This is a genomic window from Salinarimonas rosea DSM 21201, from assembly GCF_000429045.1.
Lineage (GTDB): Bacteria > Pseudomonadota > Alphaproteobacteria > Rhizobiales > Beijerinckiaceae > Salinarimonas > Salinarimonas rosea.
On sequence record NZ_AUBC01000005.1, the window covers coordinates 11,675 to 31,286 of the forward strand.

The 19,612-nt window shown below is 70.8% G+C and carries 16 protein-coding genes; 7 read left to right on the forward strand and 9 right to left on the reverse strand.

Features of this window, described 5'->3' with window-relative positions; translation table 11 throughout:
* Positions 1 to 174: 174 nt before the first annotated feature.
* The 5 genes from hydA to G407_RS0103805 form a co-directional block, all read right to left on the reverse strand.
* Positions 175 to 1,635: a dihydropyrimidinase gene (gene hydA, locus G407_RS0103785; protein WP_029029745.1), complete on the reverse strand. Its 1,461-nt coding sequence runs from the start codon at positions 1,633 to 1,635 to the stop codon at positions 175 to 177.
* A gap of 77 nt (positions 1,636 to 1,712) precedes the next feature.
* Entirely contained in the window at positions 1,713 to 2,723 is a 1,011-nt protein-coding gene (locus G407_RS0103790; protein ID WP_043538908.1) for an ABC transporter substrate-binding protein, read from the reverse strand.
* Positions 2,724 to 2,759: 36 nt separating this feature from the next.
* Positions 2,760 to 3,743: an ABC transporter permease gene (locus G407_RS32250; protein ID WP_425337483.1), complete on the reverse strand. Its 984-nt coding sequence runs from the start codon at positions 3,741 to 3,743 to the stop codon at positions 2,760 to 2,762.
* On the reverse strand, positions 3,740 to 4,681 hold the full coding sequence (locus G407_RS32255) for an ABC transporter permease (RefSeq protein WP_210163070.1): 942 nt from the start codon (positions 4,679 to 4,681) through the stop codon (positions 3,740 to 3,742). Before G407_RS32255 ends, G407_RS32250 begins: the two co-directional genes overlap by 4 nt.
* Positions 4,682 to 4,921: 240 nt before the next feature.
* The gene (locus tag G407_RS0103805; protein WP_084327320.1) at positions 4,922 to 5,764 is read right to left on the reverse strand and encodes an ABC transporter ATP-binding protein; all 843 of its coding nucleotides are present in this window, start codon (positions 5,762 to 5,764) and stop codon (positions 4,922 to 4,924) included.
* A gap of 279 nt (positions 5,765 to 6,043) precedes the next feature.
* Between G407_RS0103805 and rutR the strand changes: the two genes are divergently transcribed.
* On the forward strand, positions 6,044 to 6,715 hold the full coding sequence (gene rutR / locus G407_RS0103810) for an HTH-type transcriptional regulator RutR (RefSeq protein ID WP_052340926.1): 672 nt from the start codon (positions 6,044 to 6,046) through the stop codon (positions 6,713 to 6,715).
* 22 nt (positions 6,716 to 6,737) lie between these two features.
* Here the strand turns inward: rutR and preA are convergent, their stop codons facing one another.
* The 4 genes from preA to G407_RS0103830 all read right to left on the reverse strand — a co-directional run bounded on the left by preA (position 6,738) and on the right by G407_RS0103830 (position 12,187).
* On the reverse strand, positions 6,738 to 8,078 hold the full coding sequence (gene preA, locus G407_RS0103815) for an NAD-dependent dihydropyrimidine dehydrogenase subunit PreA (RefSeq protein ID WP_029029750.1): 1,341 nt from the start codon (positions 8,076 to 8,078) through the stop codon (positions 6,738 to 6,740).
* Between the two features lie 14 nt (positions 8,079 to 8,092).
* On the reverse strand, positions 8,093 to 9,451 hold the full coding sequence (locus G407_RS0103820) for an NAD(P)-dependent oxidoreductase (protein ID WP_029029751.1): 1,359 nt from the start codon (positions 9,449 to 9,451) through the stop codon (positions 8,093 to 8,095).
* Positions 9,452 to 9,660: 209 nt separating this feature from the next.
* Positions 9,661 to 11,760 (reverse strand): ABC transporter ATP-binding protein/permease, encoded by a 2,100-nt coding sequence (locus tag G407_RS0103825; protein ID WP_029029752.1) that lies wholly within the window; start codon positions 11,758 to 11,760, stop codon positions 9,661 to 9,663.
* A gap of 151 nt (positions 11,761 to 11,911) precedes the next feature.
* Entirely contained in the window at positions 11,912 to 12,187 is a 276-nt protein-coding gene (locus G407_RS0103830) for a DUF6455 family protein (RefSeq protein ID WP_029029753.1), read from the reverse strand.
* A gap of 234 nt (positions 12,188 to 12,421) precedes the next feature.
* On the opposite strand from G407_RS0103830, the gene G407_RS0103835 reads away from it, so the two are divergent.
* The 6 genes from G407_RS0103835 to G407_RS0103860 all read left to right on the forward strand — a co-directional run bounded on the left by G407_RS0103835 (position 12,422) and on the right by G407_RS0103860 (position 19,553).
* Positions 12,422 to 13,927: a replicative DNA helicase gene (locus G407_RS0103835; RefSeq protein WP_029029754.1), complete on the forward strand. Its 1,506-nt coding sequence runs from the start codon at positions 12,422 to 12,424 to the stop codon at positions 13,925 to 13,927.
* A 7-nt stretch (positions 13,928 to 13,934) separates the two neighbouring features.
* A complete protein-coding gene (gene alr / locus G407_RS0103840; protein ID WP_052340927.1) occupies positions 13,935 to 15,122 on the forward strand; it encodes an alanine racemase in 1,188 nt (395 codons plus the stop codon).
* A gap of 1 nt (position 15,123) precedes the next feature.
* Positions 15,124 to 16,536, forward strand: coding sequence for a DNA repair protein RadA (gene radA, locus G407_RS0103845; protein WP_029029756.1), 1,413 nt, complete (start codon positions 15,124 to 15,126; stop codon positions 16,534 to 16,536).
* Between the two features lie 91 nt (positions 16,537 to 16,627).
* On the forward strand, positions 16,628 to 17,191 hold the full coding sequence (locus G407_RS0103850; protein ID WP_029029757.1) for a CvpA family protein: 564 nt from the start codon (positions 16,628 to 16,630) through the stop codon (positions 17,189 to 17,191).
* A gap of 118 nt (positions 17,192 to 17,309) precedes the next feature.
* Positions 17,310 to 18,782 (forward strand): amidophosphoribosyltransferase, encoded by a 1,473-nt coding sequence (gene purF / locus G407_RS0103855; RefSeq protein ID WP_029029758.1) that lies wholly within the window; start codon positions 17,310 to 17,312, stop codon positions 18,780 to 18,782.
* A 27-nt stretch (positions 18,783 to 18,809) separates the two neighbouring features.
* A complete protein-coding gene (locus G407_RS0103860) occupies positions 18,810 to 19,553 on the forward strand; it encodes an SDR family NAD(P)-dependent oxidoreductase (RefSeq protein WP_029029759.1) in 744 nt (247 codons plus the stop codon).
* Positions 19,554 to 19,612: the final 59 nt, after the last annotated feature.

Consider the following 19,612-nt stretch of genomic DNA (forward strand, 5'->3'; position numbering starts at 1 on the left):
GGAGAGGCGCACCGCGCCGCTCGTCTGTCCTTCCCTGTAGGGGAAGGTGGATCGGCGCGCAGCGCCGAGACGGATGGGGCGCGCCGCCAGGCGCGTTCGGCGAAGCCGAAGCCGGCGCGGTCCCCACCCCTGATCCGCTGCGCGGATCGTCCCCTCCCCTGCGGTGAGGGACGCCTACGGCACCACGGTCCCGTGCTCGCGCTGGATCGGCCTCGGAGCCGTCAGCGCCTTGAATGTGGCGAGCGCGCGGGCGGGCGCGGGGAAGGGCTTTCGCGCCACGAACGTGCCCCAGCCGCGCTCGGCCAGCACACGGCCGTTCTCGGCGGCGAGGCGCCCGCGCAGGAACACCTTCGCCGGCAGCCCCTTCAGCTCCACGCCCTCGAACACGTTGTAGTCGATGCGCGAGACCTGGTTGGCGGCGGAGATGGTCTTCGTCGCCTCCGGGTCCCAGATCACGATGTCGGCGTCCGCGCCCTTGCGGATCGCGCCCTTGCGCGGATAGCAGTTGAGGATCTTCGCGGAGTTGGTGGAGGTCGCCGCCACGAACTCGTTGGGCGTGAGGATGCCGGTGTTGACGCCGCGCGTCCACAGCACCGGCATGCGGTCCTCGAGCCCGCCGGTGCCGTTGGGTATCTTGCGGAAATCGTCCAGCCCCATGCGCTTCTGCTCGCTCGTGAACGAGCAATGGTCGGTGGCCACCACCTGCAGCGAGCCCGCCTGCAGCCCGGTCCAGAGGCTCTCCTGGTGTTTCTTGGGCCGGAACGGCGGGGACATGACGCGGCGCGCAGCGTAGTCCCAGTCGACGTTGTGGTAGTCGGTCTCGTCGAGCGTGAGGTGCTGGATCAGCGGCTCGCCGTAGACGCGCTTGCCGGCGGCGCGGGCACGCGCGATGGCCTCGTGCGCCTCCCTGCACGACACGTGCACGATGTAGAGCTGGCAGCCGGCCATGTCGGCGATCATGATGGCGCGGTTGGCGGCCTCGCCCTCCACCTCGGGCGGGCGCGAGTAGGCGTGGAACTCCGGGCCGGACATGCCGCGGCCCATGTAGTCCTCCTGCAGCTGCGCGACGACCTCGCCGTTCTCGGCGTGGACCATGGCCATGGCGCCGAGATCGGCGCAGCGCTTGAAGGAGTGGAAGAGCACGTCGTCCTCCACCATCAACGCGCCCTTGTAGGCCATGAAGTGCTTGAAGGTGTTCACCCCGTGCTCGTTGACGATGGCGGCCATGTCGTCGAACACCTGCTCGTCCCAGTGCGTGACGGCGAGGTGGTAGGAATAGTCGCCCGCCGCCTTCTCGGACTTGGCGCGCCAGTCGCGATAGGCCTCGACCATGCTCTGGCCCGGGCCGGGAATGCAGAAGTCGACGATCATCGTCGTGCCGCCCGAGAGCGCGGCCTTGGTGCCCCACTCGAAGTCGTCGGCCGACACCGTGCCCATGAAGCTGAACTCCATGTGCGTGTGCGGATCGAGCCCGCCGGGCATGACGTAGGCGCCCGTGGCGTCGATCACCTCGGCGCCCGCCGGGACCTCGAGGTCCGGGCCCACGGCGACGATGGTCTCCCCCTCCACGAGCACGTCGGCGCGCTCGGATATGTCGGCGTTGACGACGGTTCCGCCCTTGATGACGAAGGCCATGGCGTCCTCCCCTGCAAACTCGCTTCGTTGACGGCGTGGGGACCGGCCGCGCCGCGGCCGGTCCCGGGATCATGACCTCACAGGCCGGCCGCGTCGACGACCGCGTGCGTCCAGGCGCCCTCGGGGGCCTTCGAGATCACCGGGCTGTCGCCGCCCGAGGAGAGCAGCGTCTCCACGGTCTGCTCGTAGGCGGCCGGGTCGAGACGGCCCGCGCCCTCGCCGGTGGCGAGCAGCTTGGCGATCTCGCCCATCATGCGCACCTGGTGCTCCTCGGTCTGGGCGCCGCTGGCGTCGTTCTCGAGGACGATCATCGCCGCCTCCTCGGGGTTCTCGCGGGCGTATTCCCAGCCCTTCATCGAGGCGCGCACGAACTTCGCCATGGCCTCGACGAACTCGGGATCCTCGAGCCGGTTCTCGTCGACGTAGAGCCCGTCCTCCAGCGTGGCCACGCCCTGGTCCGCGTAGGGGAACACGACGAGCTGCTCGGGGGTGAAGCCCGCGTCGATGACCTGCCAGTATTCGTTGTAGGTCATGGTCGAGACGCAGTCCGCCTGGCCCTGGATCAGCGGGTCGACGTTGAAGCCCTGGCGCAGCACGGTGACGCCGCCGTCGGAGCCGTCCGTGGCGAGGCCGAGGCGCGACATCCAGGCGAGGAACGGGTACTCGTTGCCCGCGAACCAGACGCCGAGCGTCTTGCCGGGGAAGTCGTCCGGGCTCTCGATGCCGGTGTCCTCGCGGCAAGTCAGCATCATGCCCGAACGCTCGAAGGGCTGGGCGATGTTGACGAGCGGCACGCCGCGCTCGCGGGCGGCGAGCGCCGCGGGCATCCACTCGACGATGACGTCGGCGCCGCCGCCGGCGATCAGCTGCGGGGGCGCGATGTCCGGGCCGCCCGGGTTGATCGTGACGTCGAGCCCCTCCTCCTCGTAGAATCCCTTCTCCTGCGCCACGTAGTAGCCCGCGAACTGGGACTGCGTGACCCACTTCAGCTGGAGCGTGATGTCGGTCGTCTGCGCCTGCGCGCCGGCCGCCAGGCCGACGAGCAGCCCGAGACCGGCGGCCCCGGTGAGCACCGTCTTCTTCAGCATCGTCCTCTCTCCTCCACTGCCGTCGCCGCGCCCCTGTTATCTGCGGATCGACGGATGCCAGAACGTCGCGGCGCGCTCGGCGAGCGCGACGAGACCGTAGAAGGTGGAGCCGGCGACCGCGGCGAGCGCGATCACGGCCCAGACCATGTCGAGGCCCAGGCGCGCCGCCTCGGCCGAGATGCGAAAGCCCATGCCCACGATCGGCGTGCCGAAGAACTCGGCCACGATGGCGCCGATGAGCGCGAGGGTGGAATTGATCTTGAGCGCATTGAAGACGAAGGGCAGCGCCGCCGGCAGGCGCAGCTTCACCAGCGTCTCCCAGTAGCCCGCCGCGTAGGAGCGCATCAGGTCGCGCTCCATGCGCGAGGCCTCCTCAAGGCCGGCCACTGTGTTCACGAGCATGGGGAAGAAGGTCATCACCACGACGACGGCTGCCTTCGACTGCCAGTCGAAGCCGAACCACATCACCATGATCGGCGCGATGCCGATGATCGGCAGCGCCGCCACGAAGTTGCCGACCGGCAGCAGGCCCCGGCGCAGGAAGGGCACGCGGTCGGCGAGGATCGCGACCGCGAAGCCGGACAGGCAGCCGATGGCGTAGCCGGCGAGCACGCCCTTGAGGAAGGTCTGCCGGAAATCGGCCCAGAGCAGGTCGCCGGAGACGAGGATGCGCTCCCAGATCGCCGACGGCGGCGGCATCAGCGCGCCCGGCACGCCGAAGCCGACGACGACGACCTCCCACAGGAAGAACAGAAAGGCGCCGAACAGGAGCGGCGTGAAGAGGTCGATCGCCGCCTGCGCCGTCTTCGAGCGGGTCTTCAGCCCGGCGAGGCCGGCGACCGAGAGCGTCGCCGTGATCCACAGTGCCAGCACGAGCGCCCAGAACCCGCCGCCGGCGTTCCCCGCGACATCCGGCTGGTGCACGAGGCCGAGCGCGTAGACGCAGCCCACCCAGGTGAGCGCGACGAGCCAGGCGACCTTGGCCGGACTGGCGAGACGGCGTTGGAGGAACGCGCTCACGGCCGCCCTCCCATCGCCTTCGTCACGACCTTCTCGACGAGCCCGACCGCGACGACGAGCAGCGCCGCGCAGGCCGCCGCAACGACCAGCGCCGACCAGATCTGGATCGTCTGGCCGTAGTAGGAGCCCGCCAGCAGCCGCGCGCCGAGCCCGGCCTGCGCGCCCGTCGGCAGCTCGGCGACGATGGCGCCGACGAGCGAGATCGCGATCGCGACCTTGAGCGAGGCGAACAGGTAGGGCAGCGAGGCCGGCAGCCGCAGCTTCCAGAAGATCTCCCAGGAGGAGGCGGAATAGGTGCGCATCAGGTCGCGCTGCAGGCGGTCCGGCGCCTCGAGCCCCTTCACCATGCCGATCGTGACCGGGAAGAAGCACAGGTAGGCCGAGATGATCGCCTTGGGGATCAGCCCGCGCAGGCCGATCGAGCCCAGCACCACGACGATGATCGGCGCAATGGCGAGGATCGGCACGGTCTGGGAGGAGATCACCCAGGGCATCAGGCTCTTCTGCAGCGTGCGCAGGTGGACGATGCCCACGGCGAGCAGCACGCCGAGCGCCGAGCCCATCAGGAAGCCGACCAGCGTCGCCGAGATCGTCTCCACGGCGTGGTGGACGAGGCTGCGCCGCGAGGTCGGCGCCACGTCGAGGATCGTCTTGTCGAGCTCGACCAGGATCTGGTGCGGCGCGGGCAGCATCGGCCGGTCCTCGGCCATGGTCTGCCAGAAGATGGTGCCGGCCGTCGCCTCCTGGCCCATGCGGCCGAAGCGCTCGGACACGCCGGTCCAGTTCATCAGCACGGCGGCGACGTACCAGATCACCAAGATCGCCGCGACGACGGCGAGGACGGGCCCGAGATTGCCGCGCCAGAGCTTGCCGAGCAGGCCCGGCCGGGCGGCGCCGACGAGGGGGACGGAGGTGGTGGGGCTGGTGCCGGAGGTCATGTCCGCCCTCCCCTGTCATCCCGGATCGCGAAGCAAGTCCGGGACCCGGAACCAGAGGCGCTCGATGATGCGAGGCGCCGCCGGCACCTCCCCGCAGGGGAGGACGACGGCCGAAGGCCGGAGGGTGGGGAGGGCGGCGAGCCGGCGCGATCGAGCAATGGAACGGCCCCACCGTCCGCGCCTCGGCGCGGACTCCTCCCCTGCGGGGAGGATGCGGCGCGGCCCTCTGGGACGGAGGCCTCAATCATCGTACGAATGCCCCGCACGAAGCCCCTCGCGCACCCGGTGCGCGATCCTCAGGAATTCCGGCGTCTCGCGGATGTCCAGCGGGCGGTCCGGGCCGAGATCGCAGTCGATCACGTCGATGATCCGGCCCGGGCGCGGCGACATCACCACGATCCGCGTCGACAGGAACACCGCTTCGGGAATCGAGTGGGTGACGAAGACCACGGTCTTCTTCGTCTTGGCCCAGAGCTGGAGCAGCTGCTCGTTCAGGTGGTCGCGCACGATCTCGTCGAGGGCGCCGAAGGGCTCGTCCATCAGCAGCAGCTGCGGGTCGAAGGAGAGCGCGCGGGCGATCGAGGCGCGCTGCTGCATGCCGCCGGACAGCTGCCAGGGGTACTTCTTCTCGAAGCCGCCGAGATTGACGAGCTCGAGCATCTGCGCCACCCGCGCCCGCCGCTCCTGCTTCGACAGGCCGAAGATCTCCAGCGGAAGCTCGACGTTGCGGCCGACCGTCCGCCAGGGATAGAGCGCCGGCGCCTGGAAGACGAAGCCGTAGGCGCGCTTCAGGCGGGCCTCCTCCGGCGTCATGTCGTTGACCGTGATGTGCCCGCCGGTGGCCCGCTCGAGATCGGCGATGACGCGCAGGAGCGTGGTCTTGCCGCAGCCGGACGGCCCGATGAAGGAGACGAACTCGCCCTCGGCCACCTGCAGGTCGACGTCCGAGAGCGCGTAGACCGGCCCGTCCGCCGTCTGGAAGGTCAGCGACAGCCCGCGGACGTCGATCACCGGCGCGTCGGCGGCGGCGTCTCGCGTCGGCTCGGCCTGGGCTGCGTCGATCCTTGCGGCGGACCCTGCCATGTACTCCTCCAGACGCATGTCGTTCGCTCGACCCCGTCAGCTTCGTCCGCCCGCGGCGGCGGCGCAAGAGCCCGATCCGATCCGCACGCGCCGCCTCACCGGCAAGACCCGTGCCGGGCGAAGCGCCGCACGCCGCGGACGAACCGCCCTGTGCCCCTGCCCATCCGATCGGCATCCCGCCGCGCGCCTCGGCACCGAGACGGCACCGTGAACGCGGCCCTCGGCGCTTGCCTCCCGCCGCATCCGCGCCATACCGTCGGGCCGAGCCGGGAGGACGGGATGGACGAGGCGGTACGCGTGGACGGAAACGAGACGGCGGCGGGGCGCAACGGCCTGCGCACCCGGGCGGGCGAGGCGAACGAGGAGCGCATCCTCGACGCGGCGCTCGACGCCTTCGCCGGCCGCGGCTACCACGGCGCCCGCATCGACGCGATCGCCGCCGCGGCGGGCCTCTCCAAGCCGAACCTGCTCTACTACTTCAAGACCAAGGACGCGCTCTATCTCGCCGTCCTGCGGCGCACGCTCGACATGTGGCTCGAGCCGCTGCGCGAGCTCGACGAGGCGCGCGACCCGCGCGCGGCGCTCGCGGCCTACGTCGCCCGCAAGCTCGCCTATTCCCGCGACATGCCCGCCGCCTCCAAGCTGTTCGCGCTCGAGATCCTGCAGGGGGCGCCGCTGCTCGGCCGCGTCCTCGACGGGCCGTTGAAGGTGCTCGTCGACGAGAAGGTCGCGATTCTCGAGCGCTGGATCGCCGCCGGGCGGCTCGCCCCGGTCGATCCGCACACGCTCATCTTCGCGATCTGGGCGACGACGCAGCATTACGCCGACTTCTCCTCGCAGGTGGCGGCCGTCACCGGCCGCACGCTGGCGGACGAGGGGTTCTTCGAGGAGACGCGCGCGGGGCTGGTGCGCCTGCTCCTCGACGGGGCGATGCCGCGGCGCGAGCCCTGAGCCCGCGCCGCGGCCGGCGGCATTACTCGGCCGGCTCGAGGGCGGCGTCGGTGTCGTAGGCCACCGGTTGCTTCGCCATCGGGTTGTTCGGGTGCTGCGTCCAGTTCCGGTAGGAGCCGTCGACCATGCGCCCGGTGCGCTTGTCGACCTCGTTCTCCAGCGGCACCATGGTGATGCAGTTCTCGACCGGGCAGACGACGGCGCACAGGTTGCAGCCGACGCATTCCTCCTCGATCACCTCGAACTTGCGCACCCCGTCGACCATGTTGGTGATCGCCTGGTGGGACGTGTCCTCGCAGGCGATGTGGCAGCGCCCGCACTCGATGCAGGCGTCCTGGTCGATCTGGGCCTTCACCGCGTAGTCGAGGTTCAGGTACTGCCAGTCGGTGACGTTGGGCACCGCGCGGCCGACGAAGTCGGAGACACGGGAATAGCCCTTCTGGTCCATCCAGTCGGACAGCCCCGACTTCATCTCCTCGACGATCTTGAATCCGTAGACCATCGCCGCGGTGCAGACCTGCACGGTGCTGGCGCCCAGCGCCATGAACTCGGCCGCGTCCTTCCAGGTCTCGATGCCGCCGATGCCGGAGATCGGCATCCCGCGGGTGGCCTCGGAGCGGGCGATCTCGGCGGTCATGTTGAGCGCCATCGGCTTCACCGCCGGGCCGCACATGCCGCCGTGCGTTCCCTTGCCGTCGGTGTGCGGCCAGGGCGACATGGCGTCGAGGTCGACGTGCATGATGGAGTTGACGGTGTTGATCAGCGACACCGCGTCCGCCCCACCGCGCTTGGCGGCTTCCGCCGGCTTGCGGATGTCGCCGACGTTGGGCGTGAGCTTCACGATCACCGGCATGCGGGTGTGCTGCTTGCACCAGCGCGCGACCATCTCGACGTATTCGGGCACCTGGCCCACCGCCGAGCCCATGCCGCGCTCGGACATGCCGTGCGGGCAGCCGAAGTTGAGCTCGACGCCGTCCGCCTCGGTCTCCTCGACGCGCGCGAGGATCGCCTTCCAGCTCTCCTCGGTGCAGGGCACCATCAGCGAGACGACCATCGCCCGGTCGGGCCACCGGCGCTTGACCTCCTTGATCTCGCGCAGGTTCACCTCGAGCGGACGATCGGTGATCAGCTCGATGTTGTTGAAGCCGATCACGCGCCGGTCTGGGCCGTGGATCGCGCCGTAGCGCGGGCCGGACACGTTGACGATCGGCGGGTCCTCGCCGAGCGTCTTCCAGACGACGCCGCCCCAGCCGGCGCGGAAGGCGCGCTCGACGTTGTAGGCCTTGTCGGTGGGCGGGGCGGAGGCGAGCCAGAAGGGGTTGGGCGCTTTGATGCCCACGAAGTCGACGGACAGGTCGGCCATGGTCTCGTCCTCCCTTATTCTGCCGCTACGGCCAGGCGGGCGGCGAGCGCCCGGTCGATGGAGAGCGCGGCCTGCTTGCCGTCCTCCACCGCGACGACGGTGAGGTCACGCCCGCGCGTGCAGTCGCCCCCGGCCCAGACCTTGGGCAGCGAGGTGCGGCACTCGACGTCGACCTTGATCTTCACGCCGTCCATCTCGAGGACGGCGCTCTCGTCGGCGACGTCGGTCGGCAGGAAGAGCTGGCCGATCGCCTTGAACAGCTGGTCGGCGGGCAGCGCGAAGGTCTCGCCGGTGTCGACGAGCTTGCCGCCCTCGAGCGCGGTGCGCATGAACAGCACCGAGGCGAGCGCGCCGCCCTCCCCCTGCACCGCGTAGGGCCGGGCGAAATGGCGGATGACGACGCCGTTCGTCAGCGCCACCTCCTGCTCGTAGCGCGAAGCGGGCATGGCATCGGCGCCGCGGCGGTAGACCAGCGTGACCTCCTCCGCGCCGAGCTTCTTCGCCTGCACGGCGGCGTCGATCGCCGTCATGCCGCCGCCGACCACGACCACCTTGCGGCCGATGGGCAGCGTCGAGAGGTCGTCCGTCTGGCGCAGGCGCTCGATGAAGGCGACCGCGTCCTCGATGTTGGCGAGCCCGCCCTCGTCGACGCCGAGCGCGTTCACCGCCTGCAGGCCGAGCCCGAGGAAGACCGCGTCGTACTCGGCGGCGAGGGAGGCGAGCGTGATGTCGCGGCCCAGGCGCTTGCCGTGGTGGACCGTGATGCCGCCCACCTCGAGGATGTACGCCACCTCCTTCTGGGCGAAGCCGCCGGTGGTCTTGTAGGCGGCGATGCCGTGCTCGTTGAGGCCGCCGCCCTTCTCCCGCGCCTCGAACACGTCGACCGCGTGGCCGAGCGTCGCGAGCTTGTGGGCGCAGGACAGCCCCGCCGGCCCGGCGCCGACGACCGCGACCCGCGCGCCGGTGGCGGCGCCCTGGCGGTAGAGCTGGCGGCCCGCCGAGAACAGCGCGTCGGTGGCGTAGCGCTGGAGCCGCCCGATCTCGACGGGCTTGCCCTCGGCCATGCGCACGCAGGCCTCCTCGCAGAGCGTCTCCGTCGGGCAGACCCGGGCGCACATGCCGCCGAAGATGTTGGCGTCGAGGATGGTCTTCGCCGCCCCCTGCGGGTTCTCCGTCATGATCTGGCGGATGAACAGCGGGATGTCGATCCCCGTCGGGCAGGCCTGGATGCAGGGCGCGTCGTAGCAGAACAGGCAGCGCTCGGAGGCGACGCGCGCCTCGTTCCTGTCGAGCGCGGGATGCAGGTCCCCGAACCCGGCCTCGATCGCCTCCGCCGGGATGCGCCCGGCGCCGATGTCAGGATGCGTGCTCACGGCATGAGCCTCCCTCGAGGCCGCGCGGATACGCACGCGGGGCCTCGCTCGCGAAGTGGTCGGACACGTTCACCCTCGGCAGGTCTCTTTTGGACCGGCTCTAGTTTTGACCATGTGATCAAATGCCGAGGGCGCTGTCAATTTCGCGGCAGGCCGAAAAGGGAGGCAGGCTGGCGACGGGATGGGCAGGTCGCGGGACGAAGAGGCGCCTACTCGGCCGCCGCCTTCTCCCGCACGTCCGCCGGCTCGTACAAGCCGCCCTCGCCCATCACCATGTCGATGCGCCGCTGGTGGAAGGCGTTGAGCGTCGAGCGGTGGCCGATCGAGACCACCGTGGTGTCGGGCAGGCGCTCCGTCAGCACGCGGTAGATCGCCTCCTCGGTCGGCTCGTCCATGGCGGCGGTGGCCTCGTCCAGCAGCAGCCAGTCCGGCTTCGCCAGCAGGGCACGCGCGACCGCGAGGCGCTGCTGCTCGCCGAGCGAGAGGGTCTGCGCCCAGATCCGGTCCTCGGCGAGGAGCGGCGCGAGGTGGCCGAGCCTCACCGCCTCGAGCGCCGCGATCATCGCCGCGTCGTCGTAGACGTCCTCCGGCGCGGGATAGGCCACCGCGCCGCGGAGCGTCCCGCCGGGCAGGTACGGGCGCTGCGGCAAGAGCATGATGGCGGCTCCGCGCGGGCGCTTCACCGCGCCCTCGCCGAAGGGCCAGATGCCCGAGATCGCGCGAAACAGCGTCGACTTGCCGGTGCCCGACGGACCGGCGAGCAGCACCGACCCGCCAGGCGCGAAAGAAAGCCCGTTCGCGCGCACGATGGCGGACCCGTCGGGCAGGCGCACCACGACGCCGTCGAGACGCAGGTCCGCGCCGTCGTGGTCGAGGAGCGCGATCTCGCCGGTCTTCTTGGCCGCCGTCCGCGCACGGTCGATCGAACCCTCGAAGGAGGTGAGCCGGTCGACGACGGCCTTGTACTCGGCGAGTGTCTGGTAGGCGTTGATGAAGAAGGACAGCGCGCCCTCGACGCGGGCGAAGGCGCCCGCGGTCTGCGTCATCACGCCGAGCTGGATCGTGCCGGCAAAATAGAAGGGCGCCGCGATCACGTAGGGCACGACGGAGTTCGAGTAGTCGTAGAACGACGTGAAGGCGATGAGCCGCTTCGAGACCGAGACCTGCCGGAAGAAGTTCTGCATGATCAGCCCGAACTGCCGCCCGAGCGACGCCCGCTCGGCGGGCTCGCCGCGCAGGAGCGAGACCTGCTCGGCGTACTCGCGCATCCGCGCGAGCGAGAAGCGGAAGTCGGCCTCGTACCGCTCCTGGAGGAAGTTGAGCGAGATCAGCGGCCGGCCGATCAGGTGCGTCACCCAGGTGGCGACGATGGCGTAGACGAGGGCGATCCAGAACAGGAGCCCCGGCACCTCGACGGACGTACCCGGGAAGGTGAAGTCCGCCGAGATCGTCCACAGGATCACGGAGAAGGAGACCAGCGTCGACACCTGGGAGAGGATGCCGAGCGTCAGCGAGAGCGTGAGCGAGGTGAACTTGCGCACGTCCTCCTGGATGCGCTGGTCGGGGTTGTCGGTCTGGTTCCCGAAGACCTGCATCCGGTACTGCGTCGCCTCGGAGAGCCAGCGCGCGGTGTAGTGCTCGGTGAGCCAGGCGCGCCATCGCATGTCGAGCGTCATGCGGATGGCGTACTGGTAGATCGCCATCGTCACCGCGATGACCACCCACATCACCCACACGGTGAGCAGCAGGCGCCAGAACGTCTCCGCGTCACGCTCCTGGATGGCGTTGAACCAGTCGCGGTTCCAGTAGGACAGCCGCACCGAGATCGCGACGAGCGCGAACTGCATGATCACGACGATGGCGAGGATCGTCGTGCCGATGTAGCGCTCCTGCGCCCGCACCGACGGAAACGGCCAGATCCGCACCTCGCCGATCTGGTGCGAGGTGAAGTAGGGGTCCGTCAGGATCGTGATCTGCCGGATGACCGGGAGCCGCCCGACGCCCGCCACCACCGCCGCGAAGATGCCCGCGGCCGCGGGCATCGAGACCGGGGGCGTGAAATCCGCCATGAAGGCCGGCATCGCGCCGAGCGCATCCACCAGGTAGAGCGCCGCGAGGAGCGCGTGGGCGCCGGCGATGAGCGCGATCAGGATGCGGATGAAGGCCGAGACCTCGCGGGCGAGGTAGAGCACCGCCGCGAGCGTGAGCGTGGCGATCGGCACCAGCGGCGAGACCGGCACGTCGGTGAGGAGCGACAGCCCCATCAGGACGATGCCGGCGAGGGCGAAGAGAGCGCTGTACTTGACCATATGTTCCAGATCCGCGGCCGTCGTCGGCGGGAGACGCAAACGCGCGGCAGATACGTGTGGAACAAAGGTTAATCCATGACTGCCCTTCCCGGAAGCGCGGATCGCCCCCCGCGCGAATCGCCGCAGGGGGCCGGGTTCGGCGCCGTGGCGGTCAATGCCCGCGGACGCGGCGCACGTAGTCGGAGTTGGCGCAGAACGACGGCGGCTCGAGGAGGGGCTCGGAGCCGTCGAGGACGGCGGCGCAGGCGACCTGCTCCGCGCAGGCCGCGCAGGCTCCCTCGGCCTCGCCGTGCGCGGCACGCGCCGCCTCGTCCTGAGCCGCCGCGGGCGGCACGCCCAGGCGACGCATCATCTCCATGAGGAGGATGGTCTGCGCCTCCACCCTGGCCTCGAGGGCACGCGCGCCCTCTCCCTCGCTCTTCGTCATGTCTGCGCTCCTCGTCCAGGCCCCGCAAAGTCCTGATACGCGCCGGCGGCACCGTCCCGCCTTGATCCAGGGCAAGCCCCCCGACCCGATTTGGGCACGGCACCGACGGCGTGCTGTGGAGAACGGGGATTGCGCGGGGCCGCGGGCGGCATGCGGGCACCGCCGTTTCGCGGCCGCATTCGCTGCTCTAGGGTGGCCCCGGACAGGAAAACGATTCGGGAACACGTAAGCACCATGGCTCAAGGCGCCCTCCTCGGCCCCGCACTCGTCGCCCGGCTCGACGAGCCCGACCGCGAGTACCGGCTCGCGCCGTCGAATGTCGAGGCCGAGCAGGCGCTCATCGGCGCGGTCCTCGTCAACAACGAGGCCTATTACCGCGTCTCCGACTTCCTCCTGCCGGAGCACTTCCACGAGGAGCTGCACCGGCGCATCTACGAGGTGACGGCGAGCCTGATCAAGGCGGGCAAGGTCGCGACGCCGATCACGCTCAAGACCTATCTCGGCGACGCCGATCTCGGCGGCCTCACCGTCTCGCAGTACCTCGCGCGCCTCGCCGCGGAGGCGACGACGATCATCAATGCGCTCGACTACGGGCGCACGATCTACGACCTCGCCACCCGCCGGCAGCTGATCGGCATCGGCGAGGACATGGTCAACACGGCCTTCGACGCGCCGGTGGAATCCTCCCCGCGCGAGCAGATCGAGGAGGCCGAGCGCAAGCTCTTCGCGCTGGCCGAGACGGGTCGCTACGACGGCGGCTTCCAGCGCTTCACCGACGCGCTGACAGCGGCCATCGACATGGCGGCCAAGGCCTACCAGCGCGAGGGCAAGCTCTCGGGCATCTCGACGGGCCTCGTCGACCTCGACCGGATGATGGGCGGGCTCCAGCCCTCCGACCTCGTCATCCTCGCGGGGCGCCCCGCGATGGGCAAGACCTCGCTCGTGACCAACATCGGCTTCAACATCGCCAAGGCCTATCGCAGCGACAAGCGCCAGGACGGGACGCTCGAGACCGTCAACGGCGGCATCGTCGGCTTCTTCTCGCTCGAGATGTCGGCCGAGCAGCTCGCCACCCGCATCATCGCCGAGCAGTCGGGCGTGCCCTCCTACAAGATCCGCCGCGGCGACATTCGCGAGGACGAGTTCTACAAGATCACGGACGCCGCCCGCGAGATGCAGCAGATGCCGTTCTACATCGACCAGACCGGCGGCATCTCGATCGCGCAGCTCACGGCGCGGGCGCGCCGGCTCAAGCGCCAGCGCGGGCTCGACATCCTCATCGTCGACTATCTCCAGCTGCTCTCGGGCTCGGGCAAGAAGGGCGAGAACCGCGTCCAGGAGCTCACCGAGATCACGACGGGGCTCAAGGCGCTCGCCAAGGAGCTGGCGGTGCCGATCGTGGCGCTCTCCCAGCTCTCGCGCCAGGTCGAGTCGCGCGACGACAAGCGCCCGCAGCTCTCGGACCTGCGTGAATCGGGCTCGATCGAGCAGGACGCCGACGTGGTCATGTTCGTCTACCGCGACGAGTACTATCTCAAGAACAAGGAGCCCAAGCCCGGCACGGAGGAGCACTTCAAGTGGCAGGCCGAGATGGACGCCGCGCACGGCAAGGCCGAGGTGATCATCGGCAAGCAGCGCCACGGCCCCACCGGCACGGTCCAGCTCGCCTTCCAGGCGGACATCACCAAGTTCACCAACCTCGCCGACGAGGACAAGCTGCCCGAGCGGATGGGGGATTGAGGCGCGCATGACCTTTCCCGAAGAGCCCGGCACGCGCGCGCCCGGCGCCGACGCCGCCGTCCTGACGATCGACCTCGACGCGCTCGGCGCGAACTGGCGGCTCCTGCGCGACCGCTCGCGGGACGGCGCCTGCGCGGCCGTGGTCAAGGCGAACGCCTACGGCACCGGCATCGAGCGCGCGGTGCCCGCGCTCGCGGCGGCGGGATGCCGGACCTTCTTCGTGGCGCAGGTGTCGGAGGGCCGGCGCGTGCGGCGGGTCGATCCCGCGGCCGAGATCTATCTCCTCGACGGCCTGCTGCCGGGCGGCGCGGGGGAGCTCGTCGCCGCGAACCTGCGTCCGGTGCTCGGCTCGGCGGACGAGGTGCGCGAGTGGGTCGAGGCCTGCGGCGGCACCGCGCTGCCGGCGGCGCTCCACGTCGACACCGGCATGAACCGGCTGGGCGTTCCCGTGGAGGAGGCGCTCGCGCTCCGGGCAGAGGGCGCCTTCGCCGCACTGGGCGACATGCTCCTGATGACGCACCTCGTCGTGGCCGAGGACGCCGGCCATCCGATCAACGCCCGGCAGGCGGCGGCCTTCCGGGCGCTGATGCGGGCCTTCCCCGGCGCGCGGACCTCGTTCTCGAACTCGTCGGGCGGGTTCCTTCCCGACGCCCCGGCCTGCGATCTCGCCCGTCCCGGCTACAGCCTCTACGGCGGCAACCCGACGCCCGGCCGCGAGAACCCGATGCGGCCGGTGGTGCGGCTCGAGGCGACGATCCTGCAGGTCCGCGACGTCCCGGCCGGCGCGGGCGCCGGATACGGCACGCACTGGAGCGCGCCCGGCCCGCGCCGCCTCGCCACGCTCGCGCTGGGCTACGCCGACGGCTACCCCCGCGCGGCGGGCGGCACCGACGCGAAGATCCGCGCAGGCACCCCTTTCGGCCAGGCGCTCGTGGGCGGCGTGCGCTGCGCCTTCGCCGGCGTGCTCTCGATGGACCTCACGATCCTCGACGTCACCGAGGCGCCGGCCGACGCCGCCCGGCGCGGCGGGACGGCGGTCATGATCGGGGACGGGCTCGAGATCGACGAGGTGGGGATGCGCGCCGGCACGATCGGGTATGAGATCCTCACTGGGCTCGGCGACCGCTACCGCCGCGTCTACGTGGGAGACGGCACGGGGACGGCCACGGGAACGGCCACGGGAACGGGTGGCTGACATGGCCAAGCGCAGCGCCGTCTTCATCTGCCAGAACTGCGGAGCGGTCTACAATCGCTGGAAGGGCAAGTGCGAGGCCTGCGGCGAGTGGAACTCCGTCGTCGAGGAGACGGCGGAGGCCGCGCCGATGGCGGGCCCGGCCGCGACCCGCCTCTCCCGCAAGGGCCGCGTCTTCCCGCTCGAGGGCCTCGCCGGCTCGTCGAAGGAGCCCCCGCGCACGCCCTCTGGCATGTCCGAGCTCGACCGCGTCACCGGCGGCGGCTTCGTGCGCGGCTCGGTGATCCTCATCGGCGGCGATCCCGGCATCGGCAAGTCGACCGTGCTGATGCAGGCCTCCGCCGCGCTGGCCCGGGCCGGCGAGCGCGTCGCCTACATCTCCGGCGAGGAGGCGGTCGGCCAGGTGCGGCTGCGCGCCGAGCGCCTCGGCCTCGCCGACGCGCCCGTCGAGCTCGCGGCGCAGACCAACGTCGAGGACATCGTCGCGACCCTCAGCCAGGGCCGCACGCCCGCCCTCGCCGTGATCGACTCGATCCAGACGATGTGGACGGAGACGGTCGACTCGGCGCCGGGCACGGTGACGCAGGTGCGCGCCTCCGCCCAGGCGCTGATCCGCTTCGCCAAGACCACCGGCGCGGCGGTGATCCTCGTCGGCCACGTCACCAAGGACGGCCAGATCGCCGGCCCTCGGGTGGTCGAGCACATGGTCGATGCGGTGGTCTCCTTCGAGGGCGATTCGGCGCATCACTTCCGCATCCTGCGCGCGGTGAAGAACCGCTTCGGGCCCACCGACGAGATCGGCGTCTTCGAAATGACCGGCAAGGGGCTCGCCGAGGTGGGCAACCCGTCCGCCCTGTTCCTGGAGGGGCGCGACGTCGCGGCGCCCGGCACCGCCGTGTTCGCCGGCATGGAGGGCACGCGCCCGCTCCTCGTGGAGGTGCAGGCGCTGGTCGCGCCCTCCTCGCTCGGCACGCCCCGGCGCGCCGTGGTCGGCTGGGACCCGGCGCGGCTGTCGATGGTCGTTGCGGTGCTCGAGGCCCATGCCGGCCTCAAGCTCGGCATGCACGACATTTACCTCAACATCGCCGGCGGGCTGAAGATCACCGAGCCGGCGGCGGACCTCGCCGCCGCCGCGGCGCTCGTCTCCTCGCTGTCGGGGGCGCCGCTGCCGGCCGATGCCGTCTATTTCGGCGAGATCGGCCTCTCCGGCGCGGTGCGCCCGGTGTCGCAGGCGGCGACGCGGATGAAGGAGGCGGCGAAGCTCGGCTTCTCGTCCGCCGTCACGCCCGTCGCCCGCGGCGAGCGCGGCGAGTCCGGCGGCCTCGACGCGCGCGAGATGGCGCACATCGGCGACCTCGTCGGCAGCGTCGCCGCGGGCGGCGCGCGTTCGCGCGGGCGGGCGGTCGAGCGAGGATGACGGCCGTGGAATCGTCGGCTATACGCTTTGCCGAGACGCGAGACGGCGGCGCCGTCGAAACGACTCATTTCGCCCTCAGGCCCTCGAGATCATGTCCGTACCCATCCTCGACCTGGTCGTCATCGGCGTCGTCCTGATATCGGCCCTCCTCGCCATGGTGCGCGGCTTCACCCGCGAGGTGCTCGCCATCGTCGCCTGGGTGACGGCGGCCGCAGCGGCGTGGTTCCTGCACCCGCTCGCCCTCCCTCTCGCGCAGGACTACATCGCCAACGGCACGATCGCCCTCGTCGCGGCCATCGCGGGCATCTTCATCGTCACCCTGATCATCGTCTCGCTGATCACGGTGAAGCTCTCCGATTTCATCCTCGATTCGCGGATCGGTGCGATCGACCGCACGCTCGGCTTCGTCTTCGGCGCCGCGCGCGGCTTCCTGATCTGCGTGATCGGCTGGGTGTTCTTCGCCTGGCTGGTTCAGGGCCAGATGCCCGGCTGGGCGGAGACCGCCCGCACCCGCGCGCTGCTCCAGTCCACCGGCGACTCGCTCATCGCGATGATGCCCGAGGACCCCGAGGGCGTGCTCCAGCAGTTCCGCACGCCCCGGGTCGAGGGCGACCCGAGCGAGCCGGCCGACACGGCCCTGCCCGACCGCAGCTGAGGCCGGGCCTACTCGAAACGCTCCCGCGCTCCCATCCGGGACGGCGCGGGCGCCCCCGTTTACGCTCCGGTCCACGCACCGCGACACCCGCCGTATCGCCATCGCCCGAGGATCCGCCATGCTCAGCGAAGCTCCCACGAACGCCCGCGACGACGACCTCGACGGCGACACGCTGCGCGAGGAATGCGGCGTCTTCGGCATCTTCGGCCATCCGGACGCCGCCGCGATCACGGCGCTCGGCCTGCACGCGCTCCAGCATCGCGGCCAGGAGGCGGCGGGGATCGTCACCTTCGACGGCGCGCGCTTCCACGCCGAGCGCAAGCTCGGCCTCGTCGGCGACTCGTTCTCGCAGCGCGACGTCATCGAGCGGCTGACGGGCCGCAACGCCATCGGCCACGTGCGCTACTCGACCACCGGCGAGACGGTGATGCGCAACGTCCAGCCGCTGTTCGCCGAGCTCGACGCCGGCGGCTTCGCGGTCGCCCACAACGGCAACCTGACGAACGGCCTGACCCTGCGCCGCGCGCTCATCCGCGAGGGCGCGATCTGCCAGTCGACCACCGACACCGAGGTGATCCTCCAGCTCCTGGCCCGCTCGCGCAAGCCGCGCATCGTCGAGCGCTTCCTCGACGCGCTGCGGGCGCTCGAGGGCGCCTATGCGCTCGTCTGCCTGTCGAACAAGAAGCTGATCGGCGCGCGCGACCCGTTCGGCATCCGCCCGCTCGTGATCGGCGAGCTCGACGGGCGCTACATCCTCGCCTCCGAGACCTGCGCCCTCGACATCATCGGCGCGCGCTTCGTGCGCGATGTCGAGGCCGGCGAGGTCGTGGTCGTCACCGCCGACGGCATCGAGAGCCTGCGGCCCTTCCCGCAGGTGCCCGAGCGCCCCTGCGTGTTCGAGTACATCTACTTCGCCCGGCCCGATTCGATCGTGAACGGCAAGAGCGTCTACGAGGCGCGCAAGAACCTCGGCGCGCAGCTCGCCGCCGAGGCGCCCGCCGAGGTCGACGTCGTCGTGCCGGTGCCGGATTCCGGCGTGCCGGCGGCGATCGGCTACGCCCAGGCCTCGGGCGTGCCCTTCGAGATGGGCATCATCCGCAACCACTACGTCGGGCGCACCTTCATCCAGCCGACGCAGTCGGTGCGCGAGCTCGGCGTGCGGATGAAGCACTCGGCCAATCGCGGCGTCATCGCCGGCAAGCGCATCATCCTCGTCGACGATTCGCTCGTGCGCGGCACGACCTCGGTGAAGATCGTGCGCATGATGCGCGAGGCCGGCGCCAAGGAGGTGCACTTCCGCATCGCGAGCCCCCCGATCAAGCACCCGGACTTCTACGGAATCGACACGCCCGAGCGCGACAAGCTGCTCGCGGCCACGCACGACCTCGAGGCGATGCGCGAGTACATCGGCGCCGACAGCCTCGCCTTCCTGTCGATCGACGGGCTCTACCGCGCGCTCGGCTTCGCGGGCCGCAACCCGGATCGGCCGCAATTCACCGACCATTGCTTCACCGGCGAGTACCCGACGGGGCTGACCGATCTCGGCATCGAGTCGCCCAAGCGCCTCGCGCTGCTCGCCGAAGCCGACTGAGACCGACCGAGACCCTGGGAGACGTCCATGGACAAGCCGCTCGAGGGCCGTATCGCCGTCGTCACCGGCGCGTCGCGCGGCATCGGCCGCGCGGCGGCGCTGGAATTCGCCCGCGCCGGCGCGCATGTCGTCGCGATGGCCCGCACGCAGGGCGCGCTCGAGGAGCTCGACGACGAGATCCGCGCGGCGGGCGCGAGCGCGACGCTCGTCCCGCTCGACCTCAAGGACCTCGACGCGCTCGACCGGCTCGGCGCGGCGCTCTACGAGCGCCACGGCAAGGTCGACGTGCTGTTCGGCAATGCCGGGCTGCTCGGCCAGCTCGCGCCGATCAACCAGGTCGACCAGGGCACATGGGACGCGGTGATGACGGTGAACCTCACCGCCAACTGGCGGCTGATCCGCTCGCTCGACCCGCTGCTGCGCGCATCCGACGCGGGGCGCGCGATCTTTGTCACCTCGGGGGCGGCCCACAAGGCGAAGGCCTACTGGGGTCCCTACGGCGTCTCCAAGGCGGGGCTCGAGGTGCTGGCGCGGACCTGGGCGGACGAGATCCGCAACATCACCGCGATCAAGGTGATGCTGGTCAATCCGGGCCCGCTGCGCACCCGCATGCGCGCCTCCGCCATGCCCGGCGAGGACCCGCTGACGCTCCCGACGCCCGAGGATCTCGCGCCCAAGATCCTCGCGCTCGCCCTGCCCTCGTGGCAGGAGACGGGGCGGATCTACGACTTCCCGACCGACCGGGTGATCGACGCGCAGCCGCCGGGGTGAGGCCGGCACGAGGGGCACGTCGGCGGGCGAGCGCGAGCCGTCCCCGATTTGACAGCGCC

Coding starts and splice junctions, on each gene's coding strand:
- rutR (WP_052340926.1), top strand. CDS start 6,044: ATGGACGAGGCGGTACGCGTGGACGGAAACGAGACGGCGGCGGGGCGC.
- G407_RS0103825 (WP_029029752.1), bottom strand. CDS start 11,760: ATGGTCAAGTACAGCGCTCTCTTCGCCCTCGCCGGCATCGTCCTGATG.
- G407_RS0103805 (WP_084327320.1), bottom strand. CDS start 5,764: ATGGCAGGGTCCGCCGCAAGGATCGACGCAGCCCAGGCCGAGCCGACG.
- G407_RS32255 (WP_210163070.1), bottom strand. CDS start 4,681: ATGACCTCCGGCACCAGCCCCACCACCTCCGTCCCCCTCGTCGGCGCC.
- G407_RS0103830 (WP_029029753.1), bottom strand. CDS start 12,187: ATGACGAAGAGCGAGGGAGAGGGCGCGCGTGCCCTCGAGGCCAGGGTG.
- G407_RS0103790 (WP_043538908.1), bottom strand. CDS start 2,723: ATGCTGAAGAAGACGGTGCTCACCGGGGCCGCCGGTCTCGGGCTGCTC.
- alr (WP_052340927.1), top strand. CDS start 13,935: ATGACCTTTCCCGAAGAGCCCGGCACGCGCGCGCCCGGCGCCGACGCC.
- G407_RS0103835 (WP_029029754.1), top strand. CDS start 12,422: ATGGCTCAAGGCGCCCTCCTCGGCCCCGCACTCGTCGCCCGGCTCGAC.
- preA (WP_029029750.1), bottom strand. CDS start 8,078: ATGGCCGACCTGTCCGTCGACTTCGTGGGCATCAAAGCGCCCAACCCC.
- radA (WP_029029756.1), top strand. CDS start 15,124: ATGGCCAAGCGCAGCGCCGTCTTCATCTGCCAGAACTGCGGAGCGGTC.
- purF (WP_029029758.1), top strand. CDS start 17,310: ATGCTCAGCGAAGCTCCCACGAACGCCCGCGACGACGACCTCGACGGC.
- G407_RS0103860 (WP_029029759.1), top strand. CDS start 18,810: ATGGACAAGCCGCTCGAGGGCCGTATCGCCGTCGTCACCGGCGCGTCG.
- G407_RS0103850 (WP_029029757.1), top strand. CDS start 16,628: ATGTCCGTACCCATCCTCGACCTGGTCGTCATCGGCGTCGTCCTGATA.
- hydA (WP_029029745.1), bottom strand. CDS start 1,635: ATGGCCTTCGTCATCAAGGGCGGAACCGTCGTCAACGCCGACATATCC.